Below are 26,139 nucleotides of genomic sequence, written 5' to 3' on the forward strand. Positions count from 1 at the left end.
GAAGCTAGTGGGAGAGGGGAAACACGCCGTAAAGCCATCCATGGCGGCTTCGCAGCAGCGTCCCTGCTGCTGAGAGTTTTTGATGGGGCTTCACTCCCTCTTTAATTAACATAGCAAAAAGCTTGAGGAGGAAGGTAATAACACGCCGTGAACCCATCCGCATACTTGTTACTCTGTAACAAAATTGGTGTATGCTTGTGATTCTTTTCAGTAAGTGTGTCAGAGTGGATTAAGTATGATTTCTCGTCGTCAGTTTTTAGTGGGTTCGCTAGCATTTGGTGGTTTGGCAGCTAGTGCATTTGGTAAAAAAATTGATGTTTCTACTATGCCGATAAGTCAAGGCTATGGCGCGCTGATATCAGACCCCAACAAGCTGTTAGACCTTCCTGAAGGGTTCAAATACAACATAATATCTAGTTTCGGTAATAGCATGTCAGATGGTCTTCACGTGGCCGATAGGGCTGATGGTATGGGGTGCTTACCTTTAAAAGGCAATAGCGAAAAGGTGGTGCTTGTTCGTAATCACGAGCTTCATCCAAAGCATATTGATACGCAGCCAAAATCTATCCAACAGCATACATCATCGCTTGCCTACGACACTTACAAAAGCGGTACTGCATTGCCTGGCGGCACTACATCTATTGTTTATAACCTGAAAACGCAAACTGTTGAGCGTGAGTTTGTTAGCTTAACGGGAACAGTACGTAATTGTTCTGGTGGCGTAACGCCATGGGGAACATGGCTTACCTGCGAAGAATCGGTTGATAAAGCATATGGGAGGGTAGGTAGTGATCATGGCTTTATTTTTGAAGTGCCGGCAAACGCATCTTCAATGACCGATCCACAGCCTTTAAAAGCAATGGGGCGTTTTAATCATGAAGCGGCTTGTGTCGACCCTAAAACAGGCATTGTGTATCTCACAGAAGACCGTGGCGATAGTTTGCTTTATCGCTTTGTACCCAAGCAATACGGCAAATTAGACCAAGGCGGTGTATTGCAAGCACTTGTCGTAAAAGGTCGCCCACAGTTCGATACGCGCAATTGGGTATCTAATGAAATGCCACTAGAGACATGGCTTGCAGTGGAGTGGGTTACGCTTGAAAACCCTGAAAGTCCACAAGATGACCTGCGTAAACAAGGTTATTCAAAAGGTGCTGCATTGTTTGCTCGAGGCGAAGGAATTCATTGGGGTAATGGGGAAATGTATTTTTGCTGTACTAACGGTGGAAGAAAACAGCTTGGACAGGTAATGCGTCTTGTACCCTCTGAATCTGACAAAGATGACAAGCTGCAGCTGTTCTTAGAAAGCCAAGATAAAAATCTTTATAACTTTGGTGATAATTTAACGGTATGCCCTAATGGACATCTACTGGTGTGTGAGGATCAGTACACCGATGTTGTGGATAATCACCTTCGCGGTGTAACACCACAAGGAGAGGTGTATAACTTTGCGAAACTGCACGTGCAAACTGAATTGGCTGGAGCGTGCTTTTCTCCCGATGGTAAAACGCTGTTTGTAAATATATACTCGCCAAGTAAAACACTCGCTATTACAGGCCCCTGGTTATCTAGCTAAAGAGTGAAGTATTCTTTCTTCGCTTTATTACCAAGCGATACTGGATTCTCTAAGACGAAGCTTTGATAGGAAAAAGCTTTTAGAAAAATAGGTTTATATCGCTTTATTGTTTTCACTTGCTTGCTCATACTAGCCCTACTGAAAACAAGGAGCGCAATATGAGCACGATAATTAAAAACACCCTATTAAAGCCTTTCTCTTCAAACGGCCGAAGCACATCGGTAAGTGGTTTACAGCAAACTGCCACTCAGTGTAATTATGCTAATAACTATTACGGCGACCAAGTATGTGTAGAAGTAAAGCCACCAAAGTCATGATTAAAGCTTTTGCAATTCTCAAATACAACAATGCAGTAGCAAAAGCCACTGCATGTTTGTACTTAACGAAAACATTAATACTTAGTTGAACGGATTGTGGGTGTAGTCAAAAGAAATGCCTAAGGAAGGTTGTTCTGTCAGGCGTTGACTCCCCGAGACCGTATACAAACTTTTGGCGAGGTAAGCTTTGTATTTAGGGCTCTCGATAGTGTCGACGTACCACCAGTCACAGCTAACCTTATGACGTGTCACATCAACCACCATAAAACCATGTGTTTTCAATTCAACGTACTTCATATGTGGGTTCATGGTCGGGATTAATTGAGCGAGAGGATCGGCAACAGGTTCATCAAGCCCTGGTGAGGTGACAGACGGAGTTACAAACTCGACTGCTAAAGGTTTCTCACCTAAACGAATACGTTCATTGTAAGTGTAACCGTTAGTGCTATCTTCGAAAATCTCCATGCCCCACGATGTATGAATATCGCCAGTTAATACGACGGTATTTTCAATATTAAATGCCTTAATTACGTCTAAAACACGTTGCCGTGACTCTGGGTAGCCATCCCACTGGTCCATGTTGAGCGCTATTATGTCTTTGGTCAGTGGAATGCCTGCGGCTTCAAGATTCGGTGCGTTTATGCCCTTAAACTGACCAAACATAACTTGCTGGCCTAGAAAACGCCATGTAGCAGTGGATGATGCTAGATTACTCAGAAGCCATTGTTCTTGGGCGTCTCCTAGCAACGTGCGATTTGAGTCGTATCGCTCAGAGGCAACAGGAGACGATACTTGTTGATCACGTCCCTCAATGCGCGTGTCTAGCATGAAAAGATCGATAAGATTACCCCATGCAAAATGACGATAGATGTTACCTTCTCGAATTGGCATCCACTCATAATAGGCTTTAATAGCGAAGGCTTTTCTTGCTTGATAGTCTCCCTCACCCTCGTTGTGGTTTTCAGCGCCGTCTTTAAACGCATCATTCGTAATTTCATGGTCATCCCACACGGTAATAAATGGATGTGTGGCATGTAACAAGGCTAAATCCGGGTCTGTTTTGTATTGTGCATGTCGAGTTCGATAGTCATTGAGCGTGGTTATTTCTTTATCAGGAAGCGGAGCTCTTCCAAGGCGTGAGCCATCGCCGTACTCGTCCTCGGCGTATTCGTAAATATAATCACCTAAATGTAATACGGCATCTATGTCGTCAATGTTTGTCACTGCATGGTAAACATTAAAAAAGCCCTCCGGATAATTAGAACAACTAACAACGGCAAATCTTGCTCGACTTGTGTCTAAAGGAGCGGTTTTTGTTTTTCCAACGCGGCTTCTGAAACCATTTATCTCAAACTGGTAGTAATAAGTTGTGTTTGGGTTAAGACCTTGCACATCTACTTTAATGGTATAGTCGCGTTCTTCTGAAGTGGTAACCACATCTTCTTGAACTATGTTTCTCATTTCAGGGTCTAGCGCGACAAAATATGTAACATCGACCACGCCACTGCATCTGCTTGCTCTTGTCCACAGTATCACAGCGTGAGCGAGCGGATCGCCACTGGCCACACCGTGTTGAAAATAGTGGTTATTATCTTTCTTAAAAGGCAATGTTAGGTTAGATACGGAATTACCTAAGGTGCTCCCCGCAGCAGAAGCTGTTAAAAACGAAGCTGAAGCACCTATAGTACTTAAAAATTTTCGTCGCGAATTATTAAAAGGCGATGTCATTGTGATATTCCTCTAATTTGGCTTTAAGATGATTGTGCAGCGATTGTGAGCATCATGCTGCTGTAGCGCTCCCTGCCATGGATACCAATGTGCACTTTTTTGCTTGCAGGAACGTCAACTACACATTTCTCATCGTTACCTTTTGTATATGGGCGACAGTTATATTGATTGAGTGTTACGTCTTCACCGACAGCTACATATAGGTTGGCATTGCCAAAACCGCCAGATGTACTGATGCTTATTTGTCTATCAACTGCGGATTCTGCTAACTGATATTTAATGAAAGAGTATTTTCTTCCCGACAAGTCATTCATAACCTGGTTTGCTGCTAACTGATTGTTAGGAGTATTAAAACAAGACTTACTAGCAGCAAATGTAGTGTGGAGAGTTGGTGCTTTTGTATTTTCGCTTGCATCTATAAATCGCTCTATTGTTGGGTGCAGTGAGGTGATACCGAAGCCAAACGCATTATGTTTTATAAATTGTGCTTGAAGATTCTTAATTGTATTGCTGTCTAGAGGAACGGTTACGTTATTTCCTGCATCAACAGCCTCAACGGTATTCAGTACCTGAGCGCTCAATAAGGAGTTACCGTTGTTCCAGTTAACACGAGACTCTAAAAATGACGGTTGCGCCAGCACAATACCAAGTGATGATGGGTTTTGAGGGAAGTTGGGGACCAATTCACTGACAAGACTTGTTACCGGTCGTGTTTCAGCAGGGTTAACCTGAAACGATAACGCAGCGCTTTTCAGCTCGGCACATCTTGCAATTGCAGTAGCATCAAAACGCATAAGGGCATGCGTATCACCGAACTTTTGGCTGTTATTCACCACCATCATACCTTTCTGAGAGCCGTTATAGTTCATTGTTGGCCTAGCGCTAGCAATATAACTGTCGTGGTTAGCTGTAAGTGTAAATGAGCGCGTTCCTTGAGTGTTATTATCGACTAAAGCGGTTTTTCCATGTGTGTTTTGTACGAGTGAATAAACGTCACCTATACCATTTGCATGCCACCAGGTAACTTTGTCCGGGAGTGCAAGAGGGTTTGCACTACGCTCGTCTCTAGTCAGGGCATTAGCTGCTTCTTCAAACTCAGCAGTGCGAACATCCAAACGACTTTCAGTTACGCTTAGGACCTTAAACTGTTGAACGCTTGCTAGATCTACTGTCCAGGGAAACGACTGATTAGCCGAGCGTGCTGGCGCGCCCCAGCTACCTTCTCCTACATATACTGTTCCGCCTTCATCATTACGCACAAAATCAATGTTATCGGTAGCAGGCTGAAGTGGATAGGTCAGTTTATTTATATGTGTGTCTGATTCGACAACCAGGTTCATATTGTTTGCGTAAAATAAAGATGCCCACCAGTTAAACAAGCCTTCATTTTTGGGTTTGCCGTCGAAGTGTGGAAATATGGGTTTGTGATATTGTGCGATGCGCCAAATGTTTTCATTTGCATGCGTATTTAAGTCGTCTTCTAGCCATGCGTTCATTTGATCAGCGAATACCTGCCATCCACTTTCCTGAAACTGACTATTTAGCGTGTAAATACGTGCTAGGCCATTAATCGTCATTGCACCGTAAGCGTCTTGTTCGTCACAAACGTCGTCGCGTACATAGTCAACACCGAACACTTGGCATAATGTTGCGTAGTTTGTGTCTTCATGATTTCCGTGTGTGGGAATAAGAGGATAGATACGTTTGTATGACTTACCGTTGATGATGTCTTCCGACATTGTTAATTGCCAGTCATCTAAAAAACCAAGCATTTCTATTGGCGTATTACCATTAGTAAAATCACCGCCGTGCATTACGAAAAGCGGACGTATTTTTGCGACAAGAGCATTGCCATCACGACGGGTTGTCCAACCCGTGCGTGTATCGCCTCCGGCTATTGCCGTAAAAGGCTTCTGATAGTCCGCTGCTGTCTTGAACCACATGCGTTGCCCACATCCATCTTGATCGCAAACGGTAAAGTAAATTGCGCTATCAGATGGCAGCGAAGTAAGACGTACAAAGGATGATGATAGGCTGAAGAAAGATGCAGTAGCACTTACATCGGCTCTTTTCCAAGATGACTCATCGGTTGACATACCGAACATCACATAAGGGGAAAGACTGACCGTCTTTGGAGAGAAACCGATGATAGCCTCGTGCGAAGGGTCAGAATCCCAAGTTAATCGATACAAGTGAGTGGCAGCTTTACTGCTTAATGAAAAACAGGTGACAAACAAAACCACGACTGCATATGTAAAAGTCTTCATAAATTTTCAGCCTAAAATGATTCTAGAAAATAATTGCAGCTATTAGATGAAAACAGAAAGAGGGCGGAAATAGGGGTAACCCCTCATTGAGCTGGGAGTAATAAAAAATTCAAAAAACTGTAACAAAAATTCAGCCTGTGGTGGGGGGAATAACCTATTGTTTAAGTCTTGAGCAGCGCGGTAGCATTTAAATTGGCAATCCAACATTCATTTATTTGTTATGAAATGCAAACAACTATTTCTTATCAGTCACTTAATTGTAGGTGCAAGTGCGCTGGTCCTTTTGTTGAGTGGATTGCGCATTGCATCACAGCAATATGCGATCTGGCTTGAACTCGATTGGTTGTTGCCATCAGGACTTGTACATGTTTGGCATATGAGGGCTGGTTTATGTTTGCTTGTAAGCTTACCCATCATGCTATTTTGTCTGTATCGAAATAGAAAAGAAGTGGGCGTACTAGGAAAACTGAACGTGTTGGGAAGTGGCTTACTTGTTGCCTCGCTTTCGACAGGGGTTTTACAGTTTGTCTTTGATATTACTGGGCGTGTTGTTCTCGAACTCCACTATTTTCTTGCCTTGGGTTTCATCGGATTTATAACTATACACCCTCTTCGTTACTATTTTTCAAAGCCTCTTTCTTACTTGGTTGCCATAGTGTTTAGACCACTTTTGTCGTTGCGCGGGCATATATATGCCGGAGTCATAGTGGTAAGTGGGTTGCTTTTATATTTTATTATCCTCAGTAAACCAGCAACATTGAATGTGTCATCAATGTCAGATGGTACGTTTATTCGCATAGACGGAAAACAAGAGGAAGCCGCGTGGGACAGGTCAGCAGCGCTGTCTGTCACAACATTTGCTGGTGCAAATTTTTTCGATGGCTCGACCGATGTGTCTATCAAGGCACTACATAATTCTTCAGAAACTTATTTCTTCGTAAGATGGAAAGATCCAACGAAAAGCGAAAATCACCTTCCAATTGTTAAGACGTCAAAGGGCTGGATAGTGAAGAGCAATGGCTTCGAGAAGTTTGATGAGAAAGCGTTCTATGAAGATAAGTTCGCTATGTTGTTTTCAAAAAGCTGCAACATTGCTGCTGCCGGCACAGCACATTTAGGTGCAAGACCCTCTCAAGCACTGCCTGTTAATTCACATGGCAAAGGTTATCACTATACCGAGCAAGGTATCGCTGACTTATGGCAGTGGAAAGCCGTGAGGACTAATGCGATGTACTTAATGGATGACAATTACATTGGTATGCCGCCAACGCCTGTCAGTGGCGTCAAGAGGTATACGGCAGGCTATCAGCAAGATGCAGATTATGGTGGTAGCTATGTTATGAATTGGCGGTGGTATAACAAAGATGGCGTAACGCCAAAACGTGTGCCAGTAAATTCAGACGAAGATGCAACTGGATTCGCAAGTTGGTTTGATTACCGCACTTACAACGCTGACGAAGACACATTGCCGGAGGGAAGCGTAATAAAGTCTGTGTTATATCGTTCAAATCAAATTGAGGGGGGACGAGCAGATGTTAGAGCATTTGGGGTCTATAAAGACGGTTATTGGAATTTAGAGGTTGTAAGGAAAAAGCAGGCATCAGAACCCACGGACTTAAACTTAGACGAGGGTATATGTATGTGGGTAAGTGCGTTTGACCGAGCACAGATTGCACACACGCGGCACGTTAAACCACTGAAATTACGCTTTGAATAGTGAGGCCGTACATATGAAGTCACTTGTTTACAGATTATTGGTGCTATGTGTATGCTTTGCCTTTTTTTCTACAGCCTCTTGGTTGTCATTTAGTTTGTCGCAACTTTTTAATCAAAGCTTAGAAATAGAAGCGACTCGATTTACCAAAGTGGATAAATATGGGGAATATCTGTCGCCTAATGATGGTCCATGGCATTGTGTTTATGACAGCAGTACTAAATTATATTGGATGGTTGGAAGGGATGATGAGTCACCTTTCGATAGTTATTGGAGCTACAGCTGGTATAGCGAAAAACTAAATATAGGTGTACCAGACGCAGGGAGTTGCTTCTACGAATCCGCTGGTTGCGGAACGCATCACCTTATTTCGAAAGCAAATGAGTTAGCGCTTTGTAACAATAAACATTGGCGGTTGCCCACGCCAAGTGAGCTATTAACGCTTGTACAACCGTCGCCAAAAACAGGTGGAGCAACAATACATCATGCATATTTTCCTCAGACTAAAAAAGGTGATTACTGGACTGCATCCCACTCACAAGAAGTCACCACGAATGCTTTGAGTTACCTTAAAGAGGGCGCAGTGGCGGTCAGTTTTCGAACTGGAGATATTAAGGTGCTTCCTTATCGAACTGCAGCATACGTTAAATTGGTGAGCAGTAAACGTTAAGCATATTTTTTTACAAATCGTTTACATGTAGGGGTTACTCCCTATGTCAAAAAAATGTCGTTAGGTGACTATTAACCGGTTGAAGAAATGAAATTCTAATAAAATATAAAAACCGGAGAGCTCAATGAAATCTACATTGTTCAAATCATCACTACTTACTATGGCGCTAGCAGCTAGCGGGCTTGCACATTCTGACGCGTTGATTGGGCCAAATCTTACCGAAGCACTCACTAGTGGCGGCAGTACTTACAAAGTTATCGTTACTGGTAAAGACAAAGCGGGTGTGTCTGCCTTAATGCAAGAATTGCATGTACCGTATTTGGCGTTGCAAACTATGCCAATGGTTGGTGCAACACTTACAAAATCTCAAATTGAAGCACTGGCTGCAAATCCCAACGTAAAAAGCATTTATCAAGATGTGCCGCTTGAATATTATAACTATACATCGGGCGAGATTACGGGCGGCCACATTGTTCACGATACGCTGGGCCTAACCGGTAACGGCGTGACGGTTGCCGTGCTAGATTCAGGCGTAGATGCAACACACCCAGATTTACAGCTTGGCGAAACAACAGTTGAAAACGTAAAAATTATTGGCGACTTAGACTTGCTTGGCGGTATTAACGTGTTTGTTGAAAAAGTGCCAAATAGTGATACTTCTTCAGGCCACGGCACACACGTTGCTGGTACGGTAGCGGGCACAGGTGAAGCATCTAAAGACGACAGCCGCCGAGCGTACGCGGAAGATGGTATCGCGCCTGAAGCCGGCATTGTTGGCTTAGGTGCAGGTGAAGGTATTTCTATCTTATATGGTCTTTTGGGCTTTGACTACGCAATAGCCAACCAGGACCGTTTAAGCATAGACGTAATTACGAACAGCTGGGGTGGTGGCGATGGTGCTAACTTCGACCCTAATAACCCTATTAACGTGGCATCTTATGAAGCGTACCGAAATGGTATGGTAGTAAGCTTCGCTGCATCTAACTCTGGTCCAGACGAAAATACCCTAAACCAGTATGCCATTGCGCCATGGGTAATTAATGTTGCGGCAGGAACAAGCGAGAAGCTATTAGCAGATTTCTCTAGCCGAGGCGTAGCTGACGTACAATATAAGCAACCTGACATTACGGCACCAGGTCAAAGCATAACGTCAACACGTGCACCAAATACAGCCATCGGTGCAATGGGGCCAGTTATTGATCTAAATAATCCATCGTACGCGCTTTACTATCACACTATCAGTGGTACTTCTATGGCTACACCGTTTATTGCTGGTGTCGCTGCACTTATGTTGGAAGCAAACCCTGATTTATCACCAGATCAAATTGAATCAATCATGATGGAAACCGCAGAGCCAATGCCAGACTACCAACCACATGAAGTGGGTGCTGGTTACATCGATGTTCCTGCTGCTATTCAATTAGCTATGGAAACCACAGGCAATATGCGTGCTTTTATGGACGGCGACACAGTATGGTCAAGTAAAGGTGAATGGACAACGATTGACAATAATGATGAAAAGCTAAACTACGAAGGTACATGGCGTGAGCTTGCAATAAAAGACGCGTATGAAGGTTCGATAGAAATTGGCACTTCTACATCTTCTTCTGTAAGCACTGTTGTAAACGGTGATCGTGTGCGCTTCACCATCGTTACACGCAGAAAACGTCCTGGTACCGTTGAATTTTACGTAGATGGTAAGTTAGTAGAACGTGAGGTTGTTCACGTTCCGGGTACCGATAAGTTTAATCCAGGTTTTGTCACTTTTACTTTAGATAACATGGGTGAGGGCGCACATAATGTTGAATTGGTTACGCGTTCAAGAAATATCGCTTTAGACCGCATTGAAGTAGATGGTTCTTTCCTTTCGAACGATGTTGTGTTCTCAGAGCGCACACAGACGGACGAAGGTCTGATGGGACCATCAGCTGAAAACCTTGAGGTACAAGAACTTCCGCTCGAAATTCAAGCCGGCGATACAAAAATTGAGTCAACACTATCGTGGGACGCGGTAGCAGACTTAGATTTTTACCTTGTTGATCCTAACGGTGAAGAAGTTGCTTCTAGTGCTTCGTTAGCAAACCCAGAAAGCCTGGCATTCGAACCTACTATGGCGGGTACCTATTTGCTACGAGTAACTGGTTTTATTAGCGTAGCGACACCGTTTGCAATCGAGACAACGGTAACAACCGCATCAAACTAAAAATAGAAAGCGCTATATAGTAGCTTTTTCAAGCCTCGCAGTGAAAACCGCGAGGCTTTTTTATGCGCGCATTTGCGTAGATATAATCAGATAGGGGGAACCCCCCATAGATAGCTTTATGATTTAGAACAATACTGAATGCTCAAGAGGTAATTAAGCAGTAGGTGATGTTATGAAATTAGCAAGCATGTTGTTCCTAGGTTTATTCTCATTAAATTCTTTTGCATCAATCATATATAAATTTGATTTTGACAAGATAAGTGCGGTTAACGACGAGAATGAATTGGTGTGGGATTTCTCAGGATACCTGTCTTACAACGCAAAGTCCGATGTAAACACGCTTAATTTTTCTGACCTATTCTTTACCCTAAACATTTATGACTTTGGCGGCCAAAGCACGTCTTACGACATTTCATACACAGACTACATGGGCGATGGTTGGTTTGCTGATGGCGAATTGTATGTCGAAAACTTGATCGACGAAGTGTTCGGTAACAGCGATGGCGAAGGGTTCGGTTTTGAGTTTTTAAACGATGTAAACGATGAAGAAGAATTTTACTATTTCTATACAGGTATGTTTTCGGAAAACTCGACGAACGATACATGCTTAACTTTCAAAAGTGACGTAGTGTGTGCCGGTAATTTGATTTTAGTAAACGTACCAGACGAATACTACGCCCAAGTAAGTGCGCCTGCCACGTTGTCAATGTTCTTCTTAGTGGCGATTGGTTTAGTACTAAGAAGAATGCGCGACGAATAGTTTTTGTTCCCGTTGTTTAACGGTTCCCCCAATCACTCCACTATGTTGATTGGTTATCCCTTGCCCTCACAAATGTGAGGGCTTTTTTTTTGCATACGCTTGAGCAAAATGTTCACAGCTCACTTTCAGATTAAGAATAAGTCAATTGACAAGGCTTCTCTAGATAGGTTGCAAGTGGAGACTTCTAGTCTTTCATAAGGCGTGAATATACATTGTTACGCCGTAAGCGCTCTGTTTAGCTATTTAAAAATTGTGAGTGCTCTTGAGGTTGGCTATTTTCATCTCTATATGGGCCTTATGCTGTTAACTAATTGCTTAGCAACTAAGTGCCTAGATTAATTCAGTGGATTTTGGGGGATTGCTTCTTCTAAAAATATAATGCAACTGTCTTTAATTTCTCATCCTTTATGAATACTCAGATAATTAAGGTTGCATTACCATTAACAGCGCTTCTGCAAGCGATTCATATCTTTCATGTTAAATAATTTGCCCCTTACTTTTCATTCTAATGTATTGAAAATTAATGTTAATTTTTTAATGTAAAAAATATGTGAAGAAAAATTGTTGCTTTGGGGGTAACCCCCCATAGAGCGAAAAGGCTGTTTAAGAAATACTCAAGGTGTACTTGAAGAGAGAGGTGTACTATGAAGTTCTTAAGTAAAAAATCAGTTTTAGCAGCAGCCGTTTCATTCGCATTACCAGCAACTATGGTAAACGCAAAAACGTTCCATGAGACGCTTGCAAACAATCTAGCGGAAGCGCCGTTAGAGTTACACGAAGTAATTGTGACTTTTGATAATGAAGGTGCAGTTACAGAAAGCCAACTAGACGCTATCCATGCACTAGGTATCACTGGCGGTGTTAGCATGCACAGCTTGCCAGTGGTAGGCGTACTTGCTACTAAAGCGCAAGTAGAAGCGCTATATCAACGCGACGACGTTGTTTCAGTATGGAACAACGACAAGCTTGAACTTGAAAATCACGAAGCAACTAAACTTACTGGTGTTCAAAAGTTACGTGGTGATAGAGATATTCGTTTGAACGGCATGCCAGTATCAGGTAGAGGCATTGGTGTTGTAGTAAACGATTCTGGTGTAGATGGTACGCACAGCGATTTGTCATATCCAAACCACGTAGTTCAAAACGTACTAGCGCAGGTAAACCTAAGAGGTTTTAGCGGTGTACTTCCAATTACCTATCAAGAAGGTGTAGCTAACACAGACATTCTTGGCGGCCACGGTACGCACGTTGCGGGCACAGTAGGTGGCAGCGGTATGAGAAGCGATGGTATGCACGCAGGTGTTGCACCGGGCGCAGATATCATTGGTTATGGTTCAGGTGCTGGTCTATTCATCCTTGATACCATCGGTGGCTTTGATTATGCACTAACCAACCAGTTTACATACGGTATTCGTGTAATTTCTAACTCATTCGGTCAAACGAGTGATGTTGGTACAGACTTTGAGCCTGACCACCCAACTAACGTTGTAACGAAAGACTTAGCAGACAACGGTATCATCACCGTATTCTCTGCGGGTAACTCAGGCCCAGGTGAGTCAACGATTACTGGTAACTTTAAAAAGGCGCCATGGGTAATCACAGTGGCAGCGGGTGATAAAGACGGCAACCTTGCAGATTTCAGCTCACGTGGTGTTGACGGTAAAGGTGGCGAAGCGGTTGTTGATGGTGAAGTATTTGTATGGGAAGACCGCCCAACAATAACAGCACCAGGCGTAGACATTATTTCTGCACGTGCATCACTTTCAAGCCTTGGTGGCCTAAGTGCACAAGACGACGCCGAATTGATTGCTCCTGAGCAAGTGCCTTTTTATACCGTATCAAGCGGTACATCAATGGCGGCCCCACATGCGTCGGGTATAGTTGCACTAATGCTTGAAGCTAATCCAAACCTTCAATGGCGTGAAGTGAAGTCGATTCTTCAAGAAACGGCTACGCCAATGGCTGGTCTTGCTGAATGGGAAGCAGGTGCTGGTTACGCGAATGCTTACGCGGCTGTAAAAGCAGTACTTGATGGTGTTGAGGTATATGGCGATACGGTTAAGCAAAACCGCGAGTTCAACGCATTCGCAAATGTTACTGAAGGCGATTCTTTCTCTGAGGATGTAACGTTCCTTCCTGTAGGTGAGTCACCAGCAGTGACGTTTGAAGTGCCAGAAGGCGTGTCTATGGTAATTGCGAACGCATCTATCGAGACTGGAACAACGTTTGTACTTGAAGATCCAAAGGGTAATACGTACTCAGGTGGAATTGGCTTGCCAGTTCTAGGTTCTTCAACAGGTACTGCCGCTACGGGTATGCCTGGTACTTGGAAAGTGTATATGCGAGGTATCGGTTGTATTGCTGGCGCGTGTATCGACCCGCTAGGTGTTACTAACGGTGTAGGTGTACCGGGCACTACGACAGTAAACATTCGCTTCCTTGAAACAGCTGGTTTTACTGGAATTGACGACGCTGTAGGTCACGTAGCACAAGAGTTTATTGAGAACGTGGTTGCTAACGAACTAATGGATGCGAAGGCAGACGGCTTCAAGCCAAATGACCCGCTAACACGTGTTGAACTTGCCGATGCATTAGTACTAAGTGCAAACGTACGTCAGGCTTTGAAAGGTAATGAAGCTTCATTCAACGATGTTGACGCTTCTATGGCAGCAGCGGTTAACTCTGTAACGCAAAAGGGCTCTGTGCTTAAGGATCTTGATATGGTAGACGAGGCACTTATGATGCCAGAAAACGGTGAATTTTTCGGCGCAGCATCTACAGTATCACGTGCAGAAATGGCATACTCAATGGTACAAGCGCTAGGATTGGAAGCTGATGCAAAAGCGTTCGACGCTGATAAGGTATTCGCTTTGTTCAGAGGTGAAGAGGTTGAAGTTATCGACGCTGACCTAATCCCGGCTGAGCTTAAAGGTTACGTTCAGCAAGCGCTGGCAATGAACCTAATGACAGTTGAGTATGAAGTTGTACAGAAACCTTTCAGCTTCGAGACAGAAACAGTAGCGAAATTTAATCCATCTGCATCTATCTCGCGTGGTGAGGCGGCGTTTATTATCACTCAATTCGATACTAAGCGATAAAAAATAAAGGGTAGCGATTCGCTACCCTCTTCTTTTGTTTCGGGAAAAATAATAAGTAAAAGGACATAGCACCTCGTTAATGTTTTAGATATTACCCGGTTATGACAGCTTTCCAGTTAATACTTCATCATTAACTTATTCAAGTAGGCCGGCTTTGCCGGCCATTCTTATTAGCTCAGCAGAACTACTCAGGTCTAATTTTTTATAAATATTGCTTCTGTGATTCTCAGCAGTCTTCAAACTCATATCTAATAGCTCAGCAATTCTCTTACTTGTATTACCAGCCGCCACTAAGAAAAATACTTCGCGCTCTCGACGAGTAAGAACGCTCAATGGCGAAATATGCTTCTGGCACTGCCCATCTTCACTATTTTCTTCTGTGTCAGGAAAGCATGTTTTCCCCGCCGCCACCTTTTTGATGGCGTCCACTAAACTTTCGCCTGATGACTCTTTTAAAACGTAGCCTTTTGCCCCCGCATCTCGCATAGCTTCAACATATTCAACTTCGTTGTGCATAGACAATACCAGTACTTTAGCCATGCTTCTTTGCGAAAGTATTTTATCGATTGCCACTAAACCACTCATGCGTGGCATCGATATATCCATTAAAATGACATCAGGTGAGTGCTTTAGTACGGATGCAATTAATTCAACGCCATCGTTACACTCGTCTACAACGCTAATGTGTTCGTTGGCGTTAAGCATTTGGGTTACGCCTTGGCGCATTAATACATGGTCGTCTGCAATTACAACGTTTATGGTCATATTGGTACCGTTAATGTAGTGCGCGTTCCCTTCCCAGGTGCAGAAACAATTTCTAAATTTGCACTGAAAGCCGACGCTCTATCCTTGATACTAGAAAGTCCTATTCCTGGTTCGATAGTTTTACTATCAAAACCTTTGCCGTCATCAACAATATCAAGCCTCACGATATTATGGTGAAACCCAAGTGTGATGGTGATCGTTAATGCTTCACTATGCTTGATAGTGTTAACTAACGTTTCTTGCGCAATACGAAAAATAAGTATGCTTATCTCTTTTGGGATCTCAGAGGGAAGCGTAATATCACTCGTATAGTTAATGGGTTCATCTTCCAACAGGTTTCTACACAACCAGTTCAATGCCGGCTTTAAACCTAAATCATCAAGAATAGTTGGGCTCATTAACCGAGACAGCTGTCGTACGTCATGCAATGCCATCTCGGAAATGCCGTGAAGTGTTTCTAATTCAGGAGATTCTTTCGATAATGCCTGCAGGCGACGTGTAAGCCCCGTAAGTAGCTGTCCGATGCCGTCGTGTAGTTCTCGAGATAGTTTGGCTTTCTCGGATTCTTGTTGCGCCCACAAGCGCTTGGCAAGTTGCTGTAGAACGGCTTGATCATCATCTAGGCGCTGCTTCAGTGCGTCTTGTAACGCGCGGATATCTTCCAGTGCTTTTTCCACATCACTCAAGATAGGCCTTCCTGTAATTTTTAGCTTGATCTTCAGTCATGCCACTCAGCCACTGAGAGGTAAGCTGAAGTTGGCGAGCTTCATTGCCGGGTATGATTGAATAATAGATGTGATTTCGCCAATATGCATCATGAAGCGTAATTTGTTGTTCTAAAGTATATCGTGCTTTTTCATCGCCCGCTTTTGCCTTGATATAAAGCCACTCGAGATGAGGCTGATAGAAACTGGTTTTCATTAATTGCGACGATTTTTTCATTGCATCACTGTTAATGTCTAATGCCAATCGCTGTTGCATATCAAGCAGTATTTTGATTTCTGTGATAACCGGGATGTTGGTTGTGTCAACTAATGCATTGTAAACCTGACTTTTATCGTTAACTGGACTTACAGTGTGATGCGTCAGCGATAAATTGAGCCATTGATAAACAGCGTATTGTTCATGACTTTGTGGCGAAATGTCACCTTCTATTTTTTTCAACGTGTCTTCGGTACATTGCCAATCAGCGATTTTTAAACAGGCCTCAGCTTTCCACAAATTAATCTCTACGAATGCACGCAAGTCACTATTCTCTTGTGCAAGCACCTCTGCGTTCATGATATTTTCAAACGCTTCTTTTCTGTTACCAGTCGCAAAGTGCAAGAAGCTATAAAGCAAGTAGTTGTACATCCTCTCTTGCTCGTTCTCCTTGGTAATATTATTTGCTACTTTTGTTAGGTAACGCGTTGCAACAGTATTGTTTCCCTTTACTAAGCTAAGTTGTGCCAAATTTTGATAGGTTCGCAACAGGTGTGACTTGTCACCATTTTGTTCAAATAACGACAATGCCTGCTGCCAGTATATTTCCGCCAGCGAAAGGTCACCTATAAGGAAGTGCATATAGGCAACGTTACTCATGCTCTCTGGTTGCAGCGATTTGTCATCAATTTGAACGCGTAGGTCTAACCCTTTTTTGTAGTAGGATAGTGCGTCTTTATACAAGCCTTGCTCTTCATATAAGAAGCCGAGTGAGTCATGTATGTGGGCTTCTTGATGCAAATCACCCAACTCGTGCAGCAGGGTCAGTGCTTCTTTCAATGCACTCTCTGCGTTTTCATAACGTCCATTCATAGACGTTGCAAGTGCTAGGTTGGCAAGTGTTTTTGCTCTTTCAGATGGCTGTGTGTCAGCACGCCTAAGCATCAATGAATCCTGGAAATATTTAATCGCGGTCTCATTTTCTGCCATTCGCATATGCGCTACGCCGAAGCCGTTAAGCACGAGGCTTTCACCGACGGTATTTTTAACCCTTCTGAAAGCCACCAGTGCTTTTGTGAGCGTGTCGCTGGTGGCGGTTTCTATATCGCCATTGATAATTTGTAGGCGAGCAAGCTCAAACCACAATTGTCCATCGTTGGGTCTTAACGAAATGGCTGCTGAATAGTCTGCCATTGCGGCACTGTCATCGCCCGCCCACTGATGGATGTCGGCACGTGTGGCTAGCAAATCAGCACGGTTAGGATACGCGGAAACGAGAGCATTTATTGCTTGTTTGGCAAGCTGTAGGTCATCGTAAATTTGCGCTCTTATTAAGGCAGATTGCAATGTCCAATACTCTTCCAGTTTGGGTAAATTATCCAGTTGGTCTAATGCTTTTTTCGCTGTTGCGAAATCGCCTTGCTCAATTGCTAGATTTGCTTTTGCTACCCACCCACCTGGATAATCTGGCGTCGTTGAAATTATGGCGTCAACGCTTTGCGATGCCGATAGCATTTCACCTTTTTGCCATGCAATATCTAGTGCCTGCAAATAGTCGAGGTTCGGTAATGGTTTATCTGTATTCAACGATGAAAATAGCGTATCTATTAATTCATTAGCAAACACAGTTAAATCTTCGGGCAATGTGTTTGCAGAAACAGATGCTGATGTTGAAAAGATAGGTTGATTAGCAGGCATAGACAATACAGTGGCATGCAATAAGTATGATTGACTAGTTGTCGGTGTTGCATCAAGTAAAAGTAGGGTATCCGCTGCTAAGATTGCAGCTAAATCAACGCGTTGAGTGTCATTTTCGGCAGGATTTAATGCAAGGTTATTAATCAGATCAAGTGTTTGCTGTTGCGAGACTAATGCTATATCGGGATGCGTTGATAGCGGGTATCGCAGCAATTCAGAAATGGTGTCTAACAAAGGATAGTCCGGATGAGGAAGTATCACCATTTGAACAGGATGATCAGCAGCCAGTTTTTCAATAGGCTTATTTATAAGCGGTAATGCCAGATACACTATGATGCCTACGAATAAGATAGCACTTGTTGTGAATATTGTGAGAATCGACCGTGTGCTATCGGCCTTCTCTGTGGTAAGCGAGTGAAGAGCAGGGCGGTTGTGTGGGTTTTTTGCCGTTAACCGGCTTATTAGGCGTTTTTGATTAAACTTCCACAATAACTTGCTAGCGCTAAAGCGACCGCCTTTTACGTGTAAGAACATGTCCTCAAGTACTTTACCTGCGCTGTAAACGTCAGACTGCTCATTTGCAATACCCGTATGTAGAACTTCCGGGGCGGTATATTGGTGGTGACCGCTAGTTTGAGAAAACATGTTGTCGTTTTGCCCAATACCAAAGTCAATGAGCCTTAAGTTATTTTCCGCATCAACCAGTATATTGTCGGGTTTTATATCGCCGTGTTTTATACCTACTGATTGACACGCAGAAATAGCTTCAAGTAGCTGCCCTCGCCAAAGATCGAAGTCGGCTTTGCTAATGCCTTCTTGTATGCGTTCGTATAGTGGCTCACCAGAGACAAACTCCATGGTGAAAAAGGCTAAATCACCGTCGCAAAATACATCGTGCACACGAATAATGTTAGGGTGTTGTAACTGGCGGGCAATATTCACTTCATTGCGAAGTATTGTCATTTGATGCGGATCTGTTACGCACCCTTCTATGACCTTAATTGCTATATCTGTATCAAGCAGTTCGTCTTTAGCGAGGTATACCAGACCTTGAGCGCCTTGCCCAAGTCGGCGTGTGATCCTAAATCGTTGAGACAGCATAGCGCCTTCTTCAAGCCTTGGACCTGAAAAAAGATTTGCTGTTTGTAGTTGTTCTTGTGCTGACGAGGGTAAATCTGGCCTATTCAAAGGCAACTCCACAATTATTCAACTAGTGTCTTCGTCGCCTCCTCATACTAGAAGGCGATCTGACTTTTATTATTTTTATATTAGCTTATAAGAGACAGTTTATGCTCAATTGTGTGGAATAACAAACGCAGTGAAATTAGGTTAGCAAGCGAACGAGCGAACTCTATGTCAGTTTGCGTGAAATACATTCTGTTCTTGGTTGAGTCAGCATATAACACACCTACCGGTCTATCGTTTACGACCACAGGTATACTAATAGCTGCTTGGATCCCGTATTTGATAATACTGTGTTGGGTATTAAAGTCGTTCTCGGCAACAATATTACCAAGAGCAAGCACGTCACCTTGTTCCATGCTACGTTTTATTATTGTCCTACTTCCAGTAAAGCCATCACCGTTCATCCAGGGCTCGTAACCTACGCCCAGTTGAAATTGGCTTATATTGTCGAAGAGTACTAGCGAAGCTCGTTCGCAACCTAACGATTGAGTTAAACACTCTCTCGCGAGGTGCACGAGCGAAGCGCTGCTATCACAATGCTGAAGCTGGCTTTGGTAGCGCGATAGTTGTGTTCTACGCCACTCTCGCTGACTGTCTAGTTTTATGACGTTACTGTAATCTAACGGTTTCAATTCACATGACACCGGTCCTAGATGCAGATGTTGTGTCTTATCTAGTTTTAACTTCTTTATTGGTTGGCCGAACGAAAAGCATCCGGTGGAACTGATGTCGTCTATGTACCAATTTTTATCGTTGTCTGCGTTAATCAATGCGTGAGAACGTGAAACCTGTGGATGGTTAATAACAACATCAGACTCCAACGATCTACCTACGCTGTAATCTCTTCCTTCAAACAGTAAATGTTCAGCAACGGTTCCATCGTGCTGCTTTATTGCAACCTGTAAAGGCATGGTTGTGGCCTTATAGAATACGTAAGCTGTAGCGTAAAGTTTTAAGTTGCGTTAGCAACTCGCCTTGTACGTTAACGATATCACCGCTTGAACGCCACACGTTTGGAAGCTGTGCCCCATTTGCATTCTCAGCCAATGATATTGCGTGGTCCACAATTACCATCGCAGCTGCATAGTCTAAGCCTGAGACTGCGTGCGCTATGTTTGACACGCTTGCGTCAAGTGCAGTGTATAACGCAGCATCAACACTATATTGATTCGCTGTTAGCGTGTTGCGTAAGTCATTCACTTTGTTATTTATGATGGCTGCAGGGCTACGCGTATCTAACAGAATAATGAAATCGGAAAATCGTCCAGTGCTGCCTCTTGCGCGGAAGCTGCCCGAAGAGGTTAGGGTGGTAATGTCCTCGAACGTACCGTTGTCGTGCGAGGTAAATAAACGTAGTGGCACCGCTGGGTCATAGTGCACCGCTTTGGTGTACAGCTCAACCATGGCTGGGCCTTCAAAGCCAAAGCCAGCGTCTGCTTTTGGTGATATTGATACCAGTACGGGAAAACCTGCAATGGCGTTTGTTAGCGTTGAAGGTAAACGACTAACAATCGAAATATCGGTAGGGTCAATGAGCTCGGCTGTTATTTCAATACTGTCAGTATTCAAGCCAATGCTGTTTTCGAATTCTAATGTAAGATCAACTTCGGTAAGTAAACTTAAAGCGAGCTTTGCTTTTATTCGGTTGTCGTCGATTGTGATCGATGCAGGTGAAACAACTTGAGCGTGTGTTTGTGTCGCTAACAGAACAAAGCCAATAATGGCGCAGGCTATACTTCTGAATTTCATCGCAGTTAACTTCATAGTGATGACCTCTTTAATTCTGTATAAAAAGTAAACTAAAAAGGTGTCACTATCAAGGGAAATAGTGACACCTGAAGTTACTAGCTGTTTTTATTGATAATATTGTTCGAACATGCGGCCCGCTAATACGGCGTAGTGAGCGCGTGTTACAACATCGTCTGGATTAAAGGTAGCAATAACCTTCGGTTCCTGGAATAGACGGTTTTCTATTTCAAAACTTACGTTCATTAGCGAGAAGGTAAGTGCAGCTTGAACGTGGCCTCTCAATTCAGCTGGGATACTGTCTTGGTCAGCAAGTTCAACAGTCTCGCCTTGGAACTCAACCATAATTCTATCGGTCTCAGGGTCAAAGTTGTTCGCCACAGACTCTTGACCAAGCATTTGCACTAGAGCGTACGCCATATCAAGATTCGTCATACTTCCGCGCGCATCTGCAGTACCGTCTTTGTCTAGTAAGATAGGACCTTGTACACGCGTGATGTCTTTAAGAGCACCACCGTCTACCATTACCGATTCTAGATACGGTGCTTGGAAGTCCGAAATACCAGAGAATGAAGGCTGTTCGTCATTCAATAGGTCACGATACTGTCTAACCGCTCCGCCCATAACCGCATACTGTGCAAAGGCTTGACGAGTAAGTCTAAAGTCTGGGTAGAAGTTGCCACGAGTAGAACCGTCCATCAAGCGTTCGCTGATTGCTTTAGCAATAGCATTTTCTTGTGGGTGCCCTGGAACATCGTTTAGCCCCTCGAAACCGCCGCTTTCTTCAAATGTTACAGTAACATCGAATACTTCTGGTAGACCTGGACCATTTGTTAGACCTAGTGGGTCTGCTTCAACACCAGACAGTGAAGTAAGACCATATACGTAAATTCCCCATGTACCTGGTGAAGCAGGAGCTGCAACGCGCATAGTAGTTCCCAGTACCGGAGTTGTTAGGTTGCCACGGTATTCTGTGCCATCAGGTGCAACAAGAACCAGCTTAGTAAGGTTGGCTAATGTGCTAGCTGATGCTTTAACTACGCTCTCGTCTTCGCCCACTTCGAACTCGATGATTTCAGGAGCGCCTACTGGAGAGTAAAATACATCAAAGTTCTCAACTCTCTCGCTTGGCGTGATGAGCGCGTTTGCTCTGAATTTCTTGCCTTCTAGGTTATTAACCGTCTTTTTGTGGTCGTCGTCGTGTAGTAACGCTGCAGCAACCGCAGAGCGCGCATTTACATAACCAGAACCCACCTCCCAACGTTCATAACCGGGCATGTTTGTTGCTGTTTCTTGTAAGATACGTTTAATGCTCGCGTTATCAAGATTTGGGTTAGCTTCAAGCATTAGCGTGATAATACCTGCAACATGTGGCGTTGCCATTGAGGTACCAGAAATCATAGTGTAGAACGGCACTTCTTCTGGTGGCATTGCGTCGATATCTGCATCACCGCCATTTGCTGCCAAGTTAAGTACTGCACGCGGTGAAATAATGTCTACGCCTGGCGCTACAACAGTAACATCGTTAGACCATGTCCACTCAACACCATCTGGCGTAGTGAATTCACCACCTTCACCTTTAAGACCACGAGAAGAGAAGCCTGCTAATGTGCCGCTCTTAGTACCAGCACCTACAGAGATACCCCACGGGATCTGCGCGTACGGGTTGTGAGAATCTTCACCTGGGCCATCGTTACCTGCAGCGAATACAGAAATCATACCGAACGTATGCGCTTTGTAAGATGCCATAGATACAGGACCTAATGGCTCGTATTTACCGCTAGAACCCCACGAGTTACTGATAACCTTAATAGGATTTTCAAACTTATCGTAGTTAGAGATTGCGTAATCAAATCCGCCCACGGTATCTAGTAATAATACCGCTGCACCAGAACCATAACCAATTAGGTCTGCATCTGGCGCTGCACCTACGTGCTTACCACCAGACATAGTACCTAAACCTGCAATGGTGCCTGCGCAGTGAGTACCGTGACCTGAATTCAGGTCGGTATTGATCTGGTTTGAAATCTTAGGGCCTTGAATACCTGCAATAGACAGTAATCCTGCGCTTGTGATTGCTTGAACGTTATCAACCACCTTTGTGCCAAACGGCAAATCTTGGTGAGATGCATCAATACCAGAATCAATAACTAAGACCGTTGAACCTTTACCAGTGAATTCCACTTCGTTGCGGTTTGCAAACTCTTCGCCTTGAAGGTCAGCGACGCCTGTAATCTGACGTGCATCGGCATTGTAAAGCTCCATTTGACGGTTTGCGAATACTGAACGTACGCCGTCGAAGTCTGCGATAGCTTCGATTTGCGCCTTAGTGGCAACAACGCCGATAATTGGTAGATTTTTAAATTGAACACCGTGCGTGATGCCCAGACCCAAAAGGTCTGCGACCTGAGTGCTTGCAAGTGGATCCATTTGGTCGTAGGTAACGACAGCCATAACAGTTTCGGTTGGTGAAAGTGTTTGTAATGTGTCAGCCATTTGAGAACCGATATATGCATCAGCAAATGATGATGCCGCAGGACTCGCTAACATAGCTGCCGTAAGGGTAGATAAAGCGAACTTTTTCATAATCTTCTCCAGTTTAAAAGGGCTGCGTTTACAACTTCGCACCAATGTCTCAAGGGACTACAAGATTGTCATAGCGTCGCAGCAAGGTACGCCTTAATACTGGCCGTTTATTTTTTGTTCTGATATAGGGGTTTCACCCTAATTGAGAAAATCAGTATGTTTTCAACGTCTACATCTAATGTTCAATAAAATTAATGCAATTTCACTTCTATGCTTAATAAATCGCTTAGTCTGTAAACGAAAAATACTTTTTCAGAAGGCGGGTAAACATAGTTTGTGTTGGGCAATTTCGATAGAGGTGGTACAGAGCTATGAAAGTCAACTCAATAAAGACTCGGTTTGTTCTTATTTCCTTGATATGCATTGTTGGTTTGATATTGCTGTGTGGTGCTCAGCACATTTACGTAGCCAAGTACTCGATACACAGTGATGTGCAGTCCGTGACATCATCACTTATACAAGATGTGTCTGATCTTCGAAAGTTAGAACAATACTATCTTGCGAATAATGATGAGCAATACATTAGAAAGTTTGAGAGTCAGTTAACAAAAGTTAACGCAGCGTTTTCTGAGTTATCCACTATTAAATACAATACAAGCATAGATAAAAAAACGACCACTATGCTTGCAGATGCACTTGAAAGTTACAGAGATGCGTTTTATCAGATGAGAAGAGCTCGGTTGTCTGATAGCCCACTTATCGATGAAGAGTTAATAAATGAACTGACGATATTGGAACATACTTTAGTGCAACAAGCTGCGCCCGATGAAACTGCTCTTAAACAAACACTTGTAGAGCTAAAATTAATTACTCGCTCTTTTTTTGCGACGAAACTTACTAGGGACGCACAAGAAATAGATGCATTAAGTCACAAATTGTATGACCACAACCTTTATTTAAACTCGGTAATGCCAATCGACGAGATCGACCAGTATCGGGGATTGTTATTGGATTATACGGACAAATATTCATCATCAAGCAGTAAACGTAAGGTCGCTTTAAATTTTGCACTTATAGAAAGTGCCAGTGCACTTGAATCTTATTTGGTAGGAATGAACGAGCTAGCGCACCGCAAATTAGTTAAACAGCGAGATGAGCTACTGGTTTTTGTCAGCGTAGTAGCTGTGACATTATTGGTGTGTGCGTTGTGCGTGTTCATTACGAGCTTTGCGCTGTTTCAGCGTTCATTTTCATCATTAGTAACATTTTTCTATCGTAGTTTTCGGCTTCAACAGAAAATTGATTTGCGCTATGTTGAACTTGACGAATTCAAAACATTTGCAACGATGGCTAATGAATTAATAGTCGATCGTCAAAAAATGCAGATTAAACTGGCCTCGGCTGAGGCAGAGTTGGCGTTAATTAAAAACGCCTGAGCAAACGCTAGTTAATTATTGCGCTATTGAAACAAAATAAAGGATAAAAAATGAATTTTAATCGCTTAGGGTCAAGCGAATTACAGGTATCCGAAATCTGTTTAGGCACCATGACATGGGGCATTCAGAATTCACAAAAAGACGCCGATGAGCAAATGGCAATCGCGCTTGATAATAATATTAATTTTATCGATACCGCTGAGATGTATCCTGTTCCACCCAATGCAGATACATACGGAGATACCGAGCGAATTATTGGAAATTGGTTGTCGCGAAACACCGCAAGACGAGATGATCTTGTGTTAATGACCAAAGTGGCAGGTAGCGGTTTACGCTATATCAGAGAAGGTGGGCCCATTACCGCACAGGCTGTCAATCAAGCGCTAGATGCATCGCTTAAACGTTTACAAACCGACTACGTAGATGTCTACCAGCTTCACTGGCCAAACCGTATTACTCCTCACTTTGGCAAGCATTGGCCTGATAATACCAACCCAACCGAAGTGGACCGCGAGCAGCAACTTGCAGGAATGCGAGACATTCTAATAGGCATAGAAAAAGCACTTGATGCAGGCAAAATAAAGCATTGGGGATTATCTGATGATACGCCATGGGGTATTCATTCATTTCTAAAATTATGCAATGAAATGAATATTCCAAAGCCCGTTTCCATACAAAACGAGTTTAGTTTATTACACGCTAAAGACTGGCCTTATCTTATAGAAATGTGCGCTTTAGAAGATATTGCCTATTTGCCGTGGTCTCCACTTGCAACAGGTATGTTAAGCGGAAAATACCAAAATGGGGCCAGACCATCAGGCTCGCGCTGGACGCTTTCACAGCGTATGGGACTATTCAGAGATAAAGCCCCCGCTCGTGAAGCCACAGAAAAGTATATACGTATTGCTGCTGATGCCGGTATAACGCCATCCCAACTAGCACTGGCGTGGTGTAAGCAAGTACCAGGCGTTACATCCACTATCATTGGTGCTACAACCTGTGAACAGCTAAACGAAAACATTGACGCATTCTCAATATCGTTATCTAAAGAGGTGTTAGACAGTGTTCACGGTGTATTGCGCGAACACCCGATGGGTTTTTAAGCCTGCCCCCATTTAACACTCACTTTCTTCTGTAAAATGGCGGGGTATCCCGTCATTTTTGTGTAATAACGGCGCCATACCATTACTTTTTCTATATTGAAAAAGTGCTGTCTATGTCGCTTATTCACTCTCAGACTTTAGAACCTGCTGTAATTAAACAACTGCCCAACTGGCAACGTTGGCTTTTTCTTACTCTTTAAGCATTCACTGCTTACTAAAAAGTAGGTGATCACGCTTAAGTGCAGACATGCAGCAACCACGTTGAAGTAGAAAATACTGACTTGTTTTCTACTTCAACGTTAATCCTTCATCTAATCAACAGTTTTACGCGCCGCAGTGCCTATTAGCTTATTAATCTAAAGTCTAAAAAAACGTCTAAAATCATAAGACTTTGGTCGCACCGGGGGGAATTTGTCGGGTAATTTT

17 protein-coding genes are annotated in these 26,139 nt (G+C 43.4%); 9 read left to right on the forward strand and 8 right to left on the reverse strand.

Going from position 1 to position 26,139, the window contains the following annotated elements; genetic code table 11:
• The first annotated feature begins 235 nt into the window (after nucleotides 1–235).
• A complete protein-coding gene (locus ACGHAV_RS15585; RefSeq protein WP_390382679.1) occupies nucleotides 236–1,576 on the forward strand; it encodes an alkaline phosphatase PhoX in 1,341 nt (446 codons plus the stop codon).
• Nucleotides 1,577–1,734: 158 nt separating this feature from the next.
• Entirely contained in the window at nucleotides 1,735–1,893 is a 159-nt protein-coding gene (locus ACGHAV_RS15590; protein ID WP_390382682.1) for a hypothetical protein, read from the forward strand.
• A gap of 81 nt (nucleotides 1,894–1,974) precedes the next feature.
• Here the strand turns inward: ACGHAV_RS15590 and ACGHAV_RS15595 are convergent, their stop codons facing one another.
• Both ACGHAV_RS15595 and ACGHAV_RS15600 read right to left on the reverse strand, forming a co-directional pair.
• Nucleotides 1,975–3,621: an alkaline phosphatase D family protein gene (locus tag ACGHAV_RS15595; RefSeq protein ID WP_390382685.1), complete on the reverse strand. Its 1,647-nt coding sequence runs from the start codon at nucleotides 3,619–3,621 to the stop codon at nucleotides 1,975–1,977.
• 23 nt (nucleotides 3,622–3,644) lie between these two features.
• Nucleotides 3,645–5,888 carry a pre-peptidase C-terminal domain-containing protein gene (locus tag ACGHAV_RS15600; protein ID WP_390382688.1) on the reverse strand — a complete coding sequence of 748 codons (2,244 nt, stop codon included), beginning with the start codon at nucleotides 5,886–5,888 and terminating at the stop codon, nucleotides 3,645–3,647.
• A gap of 415 nt (nucleotides 5,889–6,303) precedes the next feature.
• Between ACGHAV_RS15600 and ACGHAV_RS15605 the strand changes: the two genes are divergently transcribed.
• The 5 genes from ACGHAV_RS15605 to ACGHAV_RS15625 all read left to right on the forward strand — a co-directional run bounded on the left by ACGHAV_RS15605 (nucleotide 6,304) and on the right by ACGHAV_RS15625 (nucleotide 14,333).
• Nucleotides 6,304–7,605, forward strand: coding sequence for an ethylbenzene dehydrogenase-related protein (locus ACGHAV_RS15605; RefSeq protein WP_390382691.1), 1,302 nt, complete (start codon nucleotides 6,304–6,306; stop codon nucleotides 7,603–7,605).
• A gap of 13 nt (nucleotides 7,606–7,618) precedes the next feature.
• The gene (locus tag ACGHAV_RS15610) at nucleotides 7,619–8,272 is read left to right on the forward strand and encodes a DUF1566 domain-containing protein (RefSeq protein ID WP_390382694.1); all 654 of its coding nucleotides are present in this window, start codon (nucleotides 7,619–7,621) and stop codon (nucleotides 8,270–8,272) included.
• A gap of 124 nt (nucleotides 8,273–8,396) precedes the next feature.
• Nucleotides 8,397–10,475 carry a S8 family serine peptidase gene (locus ACGHAV_RS15615; protein ID WP_390382697.1) on the forward strand — a complete coding sequence of 693 codons (2,079 nt, stop codon included), beginning with the start codon at nucleotides 8,397–8,399 and terminating at the stop codon, nucleotides 10,473–10,475.
• A 172-nt stretch (nucleotides 10,476–10,647) separates the two neighbouring features.
• Nucleotides 10,648–11,235 (forward strand): hypothetical protein, encoded by a 588-nt coding sequence (locus ACGHAV_RS15620; protein ID WP_390382700.1) that lies wholly within the window; start codon nucleotides 10,648–10,650, stop codon nucleotides 11,233–11,235.
• 644 nt (nucleotides 11,236–11,879) lie between these two features.
• Complete coding sequence (locus ACGHAV_RS15625; RefSeq protein WP_390382703.1) at nucleotides 11,880–14,333, forward strand: S8 family serine peptidase; 2,454 nt, start codon at nucleotides 11,880–11,882, stop codon at nucleotides 14,331–14,333.
• A gap of 135 nt (nucleotides 14,334–14,468) precedes the next feature.
• Here the strand turns inward: ACGHAV_RS15625 and ACGHAV_RS15630 are convergent, their stop codons facing one another.
• The 6 genes from ACGHAV_RS15630 to ACGHAV_RS15655 all read right to left on the reverse strand — a co-directional run bounded on the left by ACGHAV_RS15630 (nucleotide 14,469) and on the right by ACGHAV_RS15655 (nucleotide 23,234).
• A complete protein-coding gene (locus tag ACGHAV_RS15630) occupies nucleotides 14,469–15,098 on the reverse strand; it encodes a response regulator (protein WP_390382706.1) in 630 nt (209 codons plus the stop codon).
• Complete coding sequence (locus tag ACGHAV_RS15635) at nucleotides 15,095–15,775, reverse strand: sensor histidine kinase (RefSeq protein WP_390382992.1); 681 nt, start codon at nucleotides 15,773–15,775, stop codon at nucleotides 15,095–15,097. The genes ACGHAV_RS15630 and ACGHAV_RS15635 overlap by 4 nt, the downstream gene beginning before the upstream one ends.
• Nucleotide 15,776: 1 nt before the next feature.
• Nucleotides 15,777–18,905 (reverse strand): protein kinase, encoded by a 3,129-nt coding sequence (locus tag ACGHAV_RS15640; protein ID WP_390382709.1) that lies wholly within the window; start codon nucleotides 18,903–18,905, stop codon nucleotides 15,777–15,779.
• 80 nt (nucleotides 18,906–18,985) lie between these two features.
• A complete protein-coding gene (locus ACGHAV_RS15645) occupies nucleotides 18,986–19,813 on the reverse strand; it encodes an FHA domain-containing protein (protein WP_390382712.1) in 828 nt (275 codons plus the stop codon).
• 10 nt (nucleotides 19,814–19,823) lie between these two features.
• Nucleotides 19,824–20,666: a DUF6689 family protein gene (locus ACGHAV_RS15650; RefSeq protein WP_390382715.1), complete on the reverse strand. Its 843-nt coding sequence runs from the start codon at nucleotides 20,664–20,666 to the stop codon at nucleotides 19,824–19,826.
• 90 nt (nucleotides 20,667–20,756) lie between these two features.
• Complete coding sequence (locus ACGHAV_RS15655) at nucleotides 20,757–23,234, reverse strand: S8 family serine peptidase (RefSeq protein ID WP_390382718.1); 2,478 nt, start codon at nucleotides 23,232–23,234, stop codon at nucleotides 20,757–20,759.
• A gap of 311 nt (nucleotides 23,235–23,545) precedes the next feature.
• Here ACGHAV_RS15655 and ACGHAV_RS15660 point away from each other — a divergent pair, with 311 nt between their 5' ends.
• Together ACGHAV_RS15660 and ACGHAV_RS15665 are read left to right on the forward strand one after the other, a co-directional pair.
• Nucleotides 23,546–24,610 carry a hypothetical protein gene (locus ACGHAV_RS15660; protein WP_390382720.1) on the forward strand — a complete coding sequence of 355 codons (1,065 nt, stop codon included), beginning with the start codon at nucleotides 23,546–23,548 and terminating at the stop codon, nucleotides 24,608–24,610.
• Between the two features lie 50 nt (nucleotides 24,611–24,660).
• Nucleotides 24,661–25,713 (forward strand): aldo/keto reductase, encoded by a 1,053-nt coding sequence (locus tag ACGHAV_RS15665; protein ID WP_390382723.1) that lies wholly within the window; start codon nucleotides 24,661–24,663, stop codon nucleotides 25,711–25,713.
• The last annotated feature ends 426 nt before the right edge of the window (nucleotides 25,714–26,139 follow it).

Origin of the sequence: Alteromonas sp. MTD1, assembly GCF_042848195.1 — a bacterium.
GTDB lineage: Bacteria > Pseudomonadota > Gammaproteobacteria > Enterobacterales > Alteromonadaceae > Alteromonas.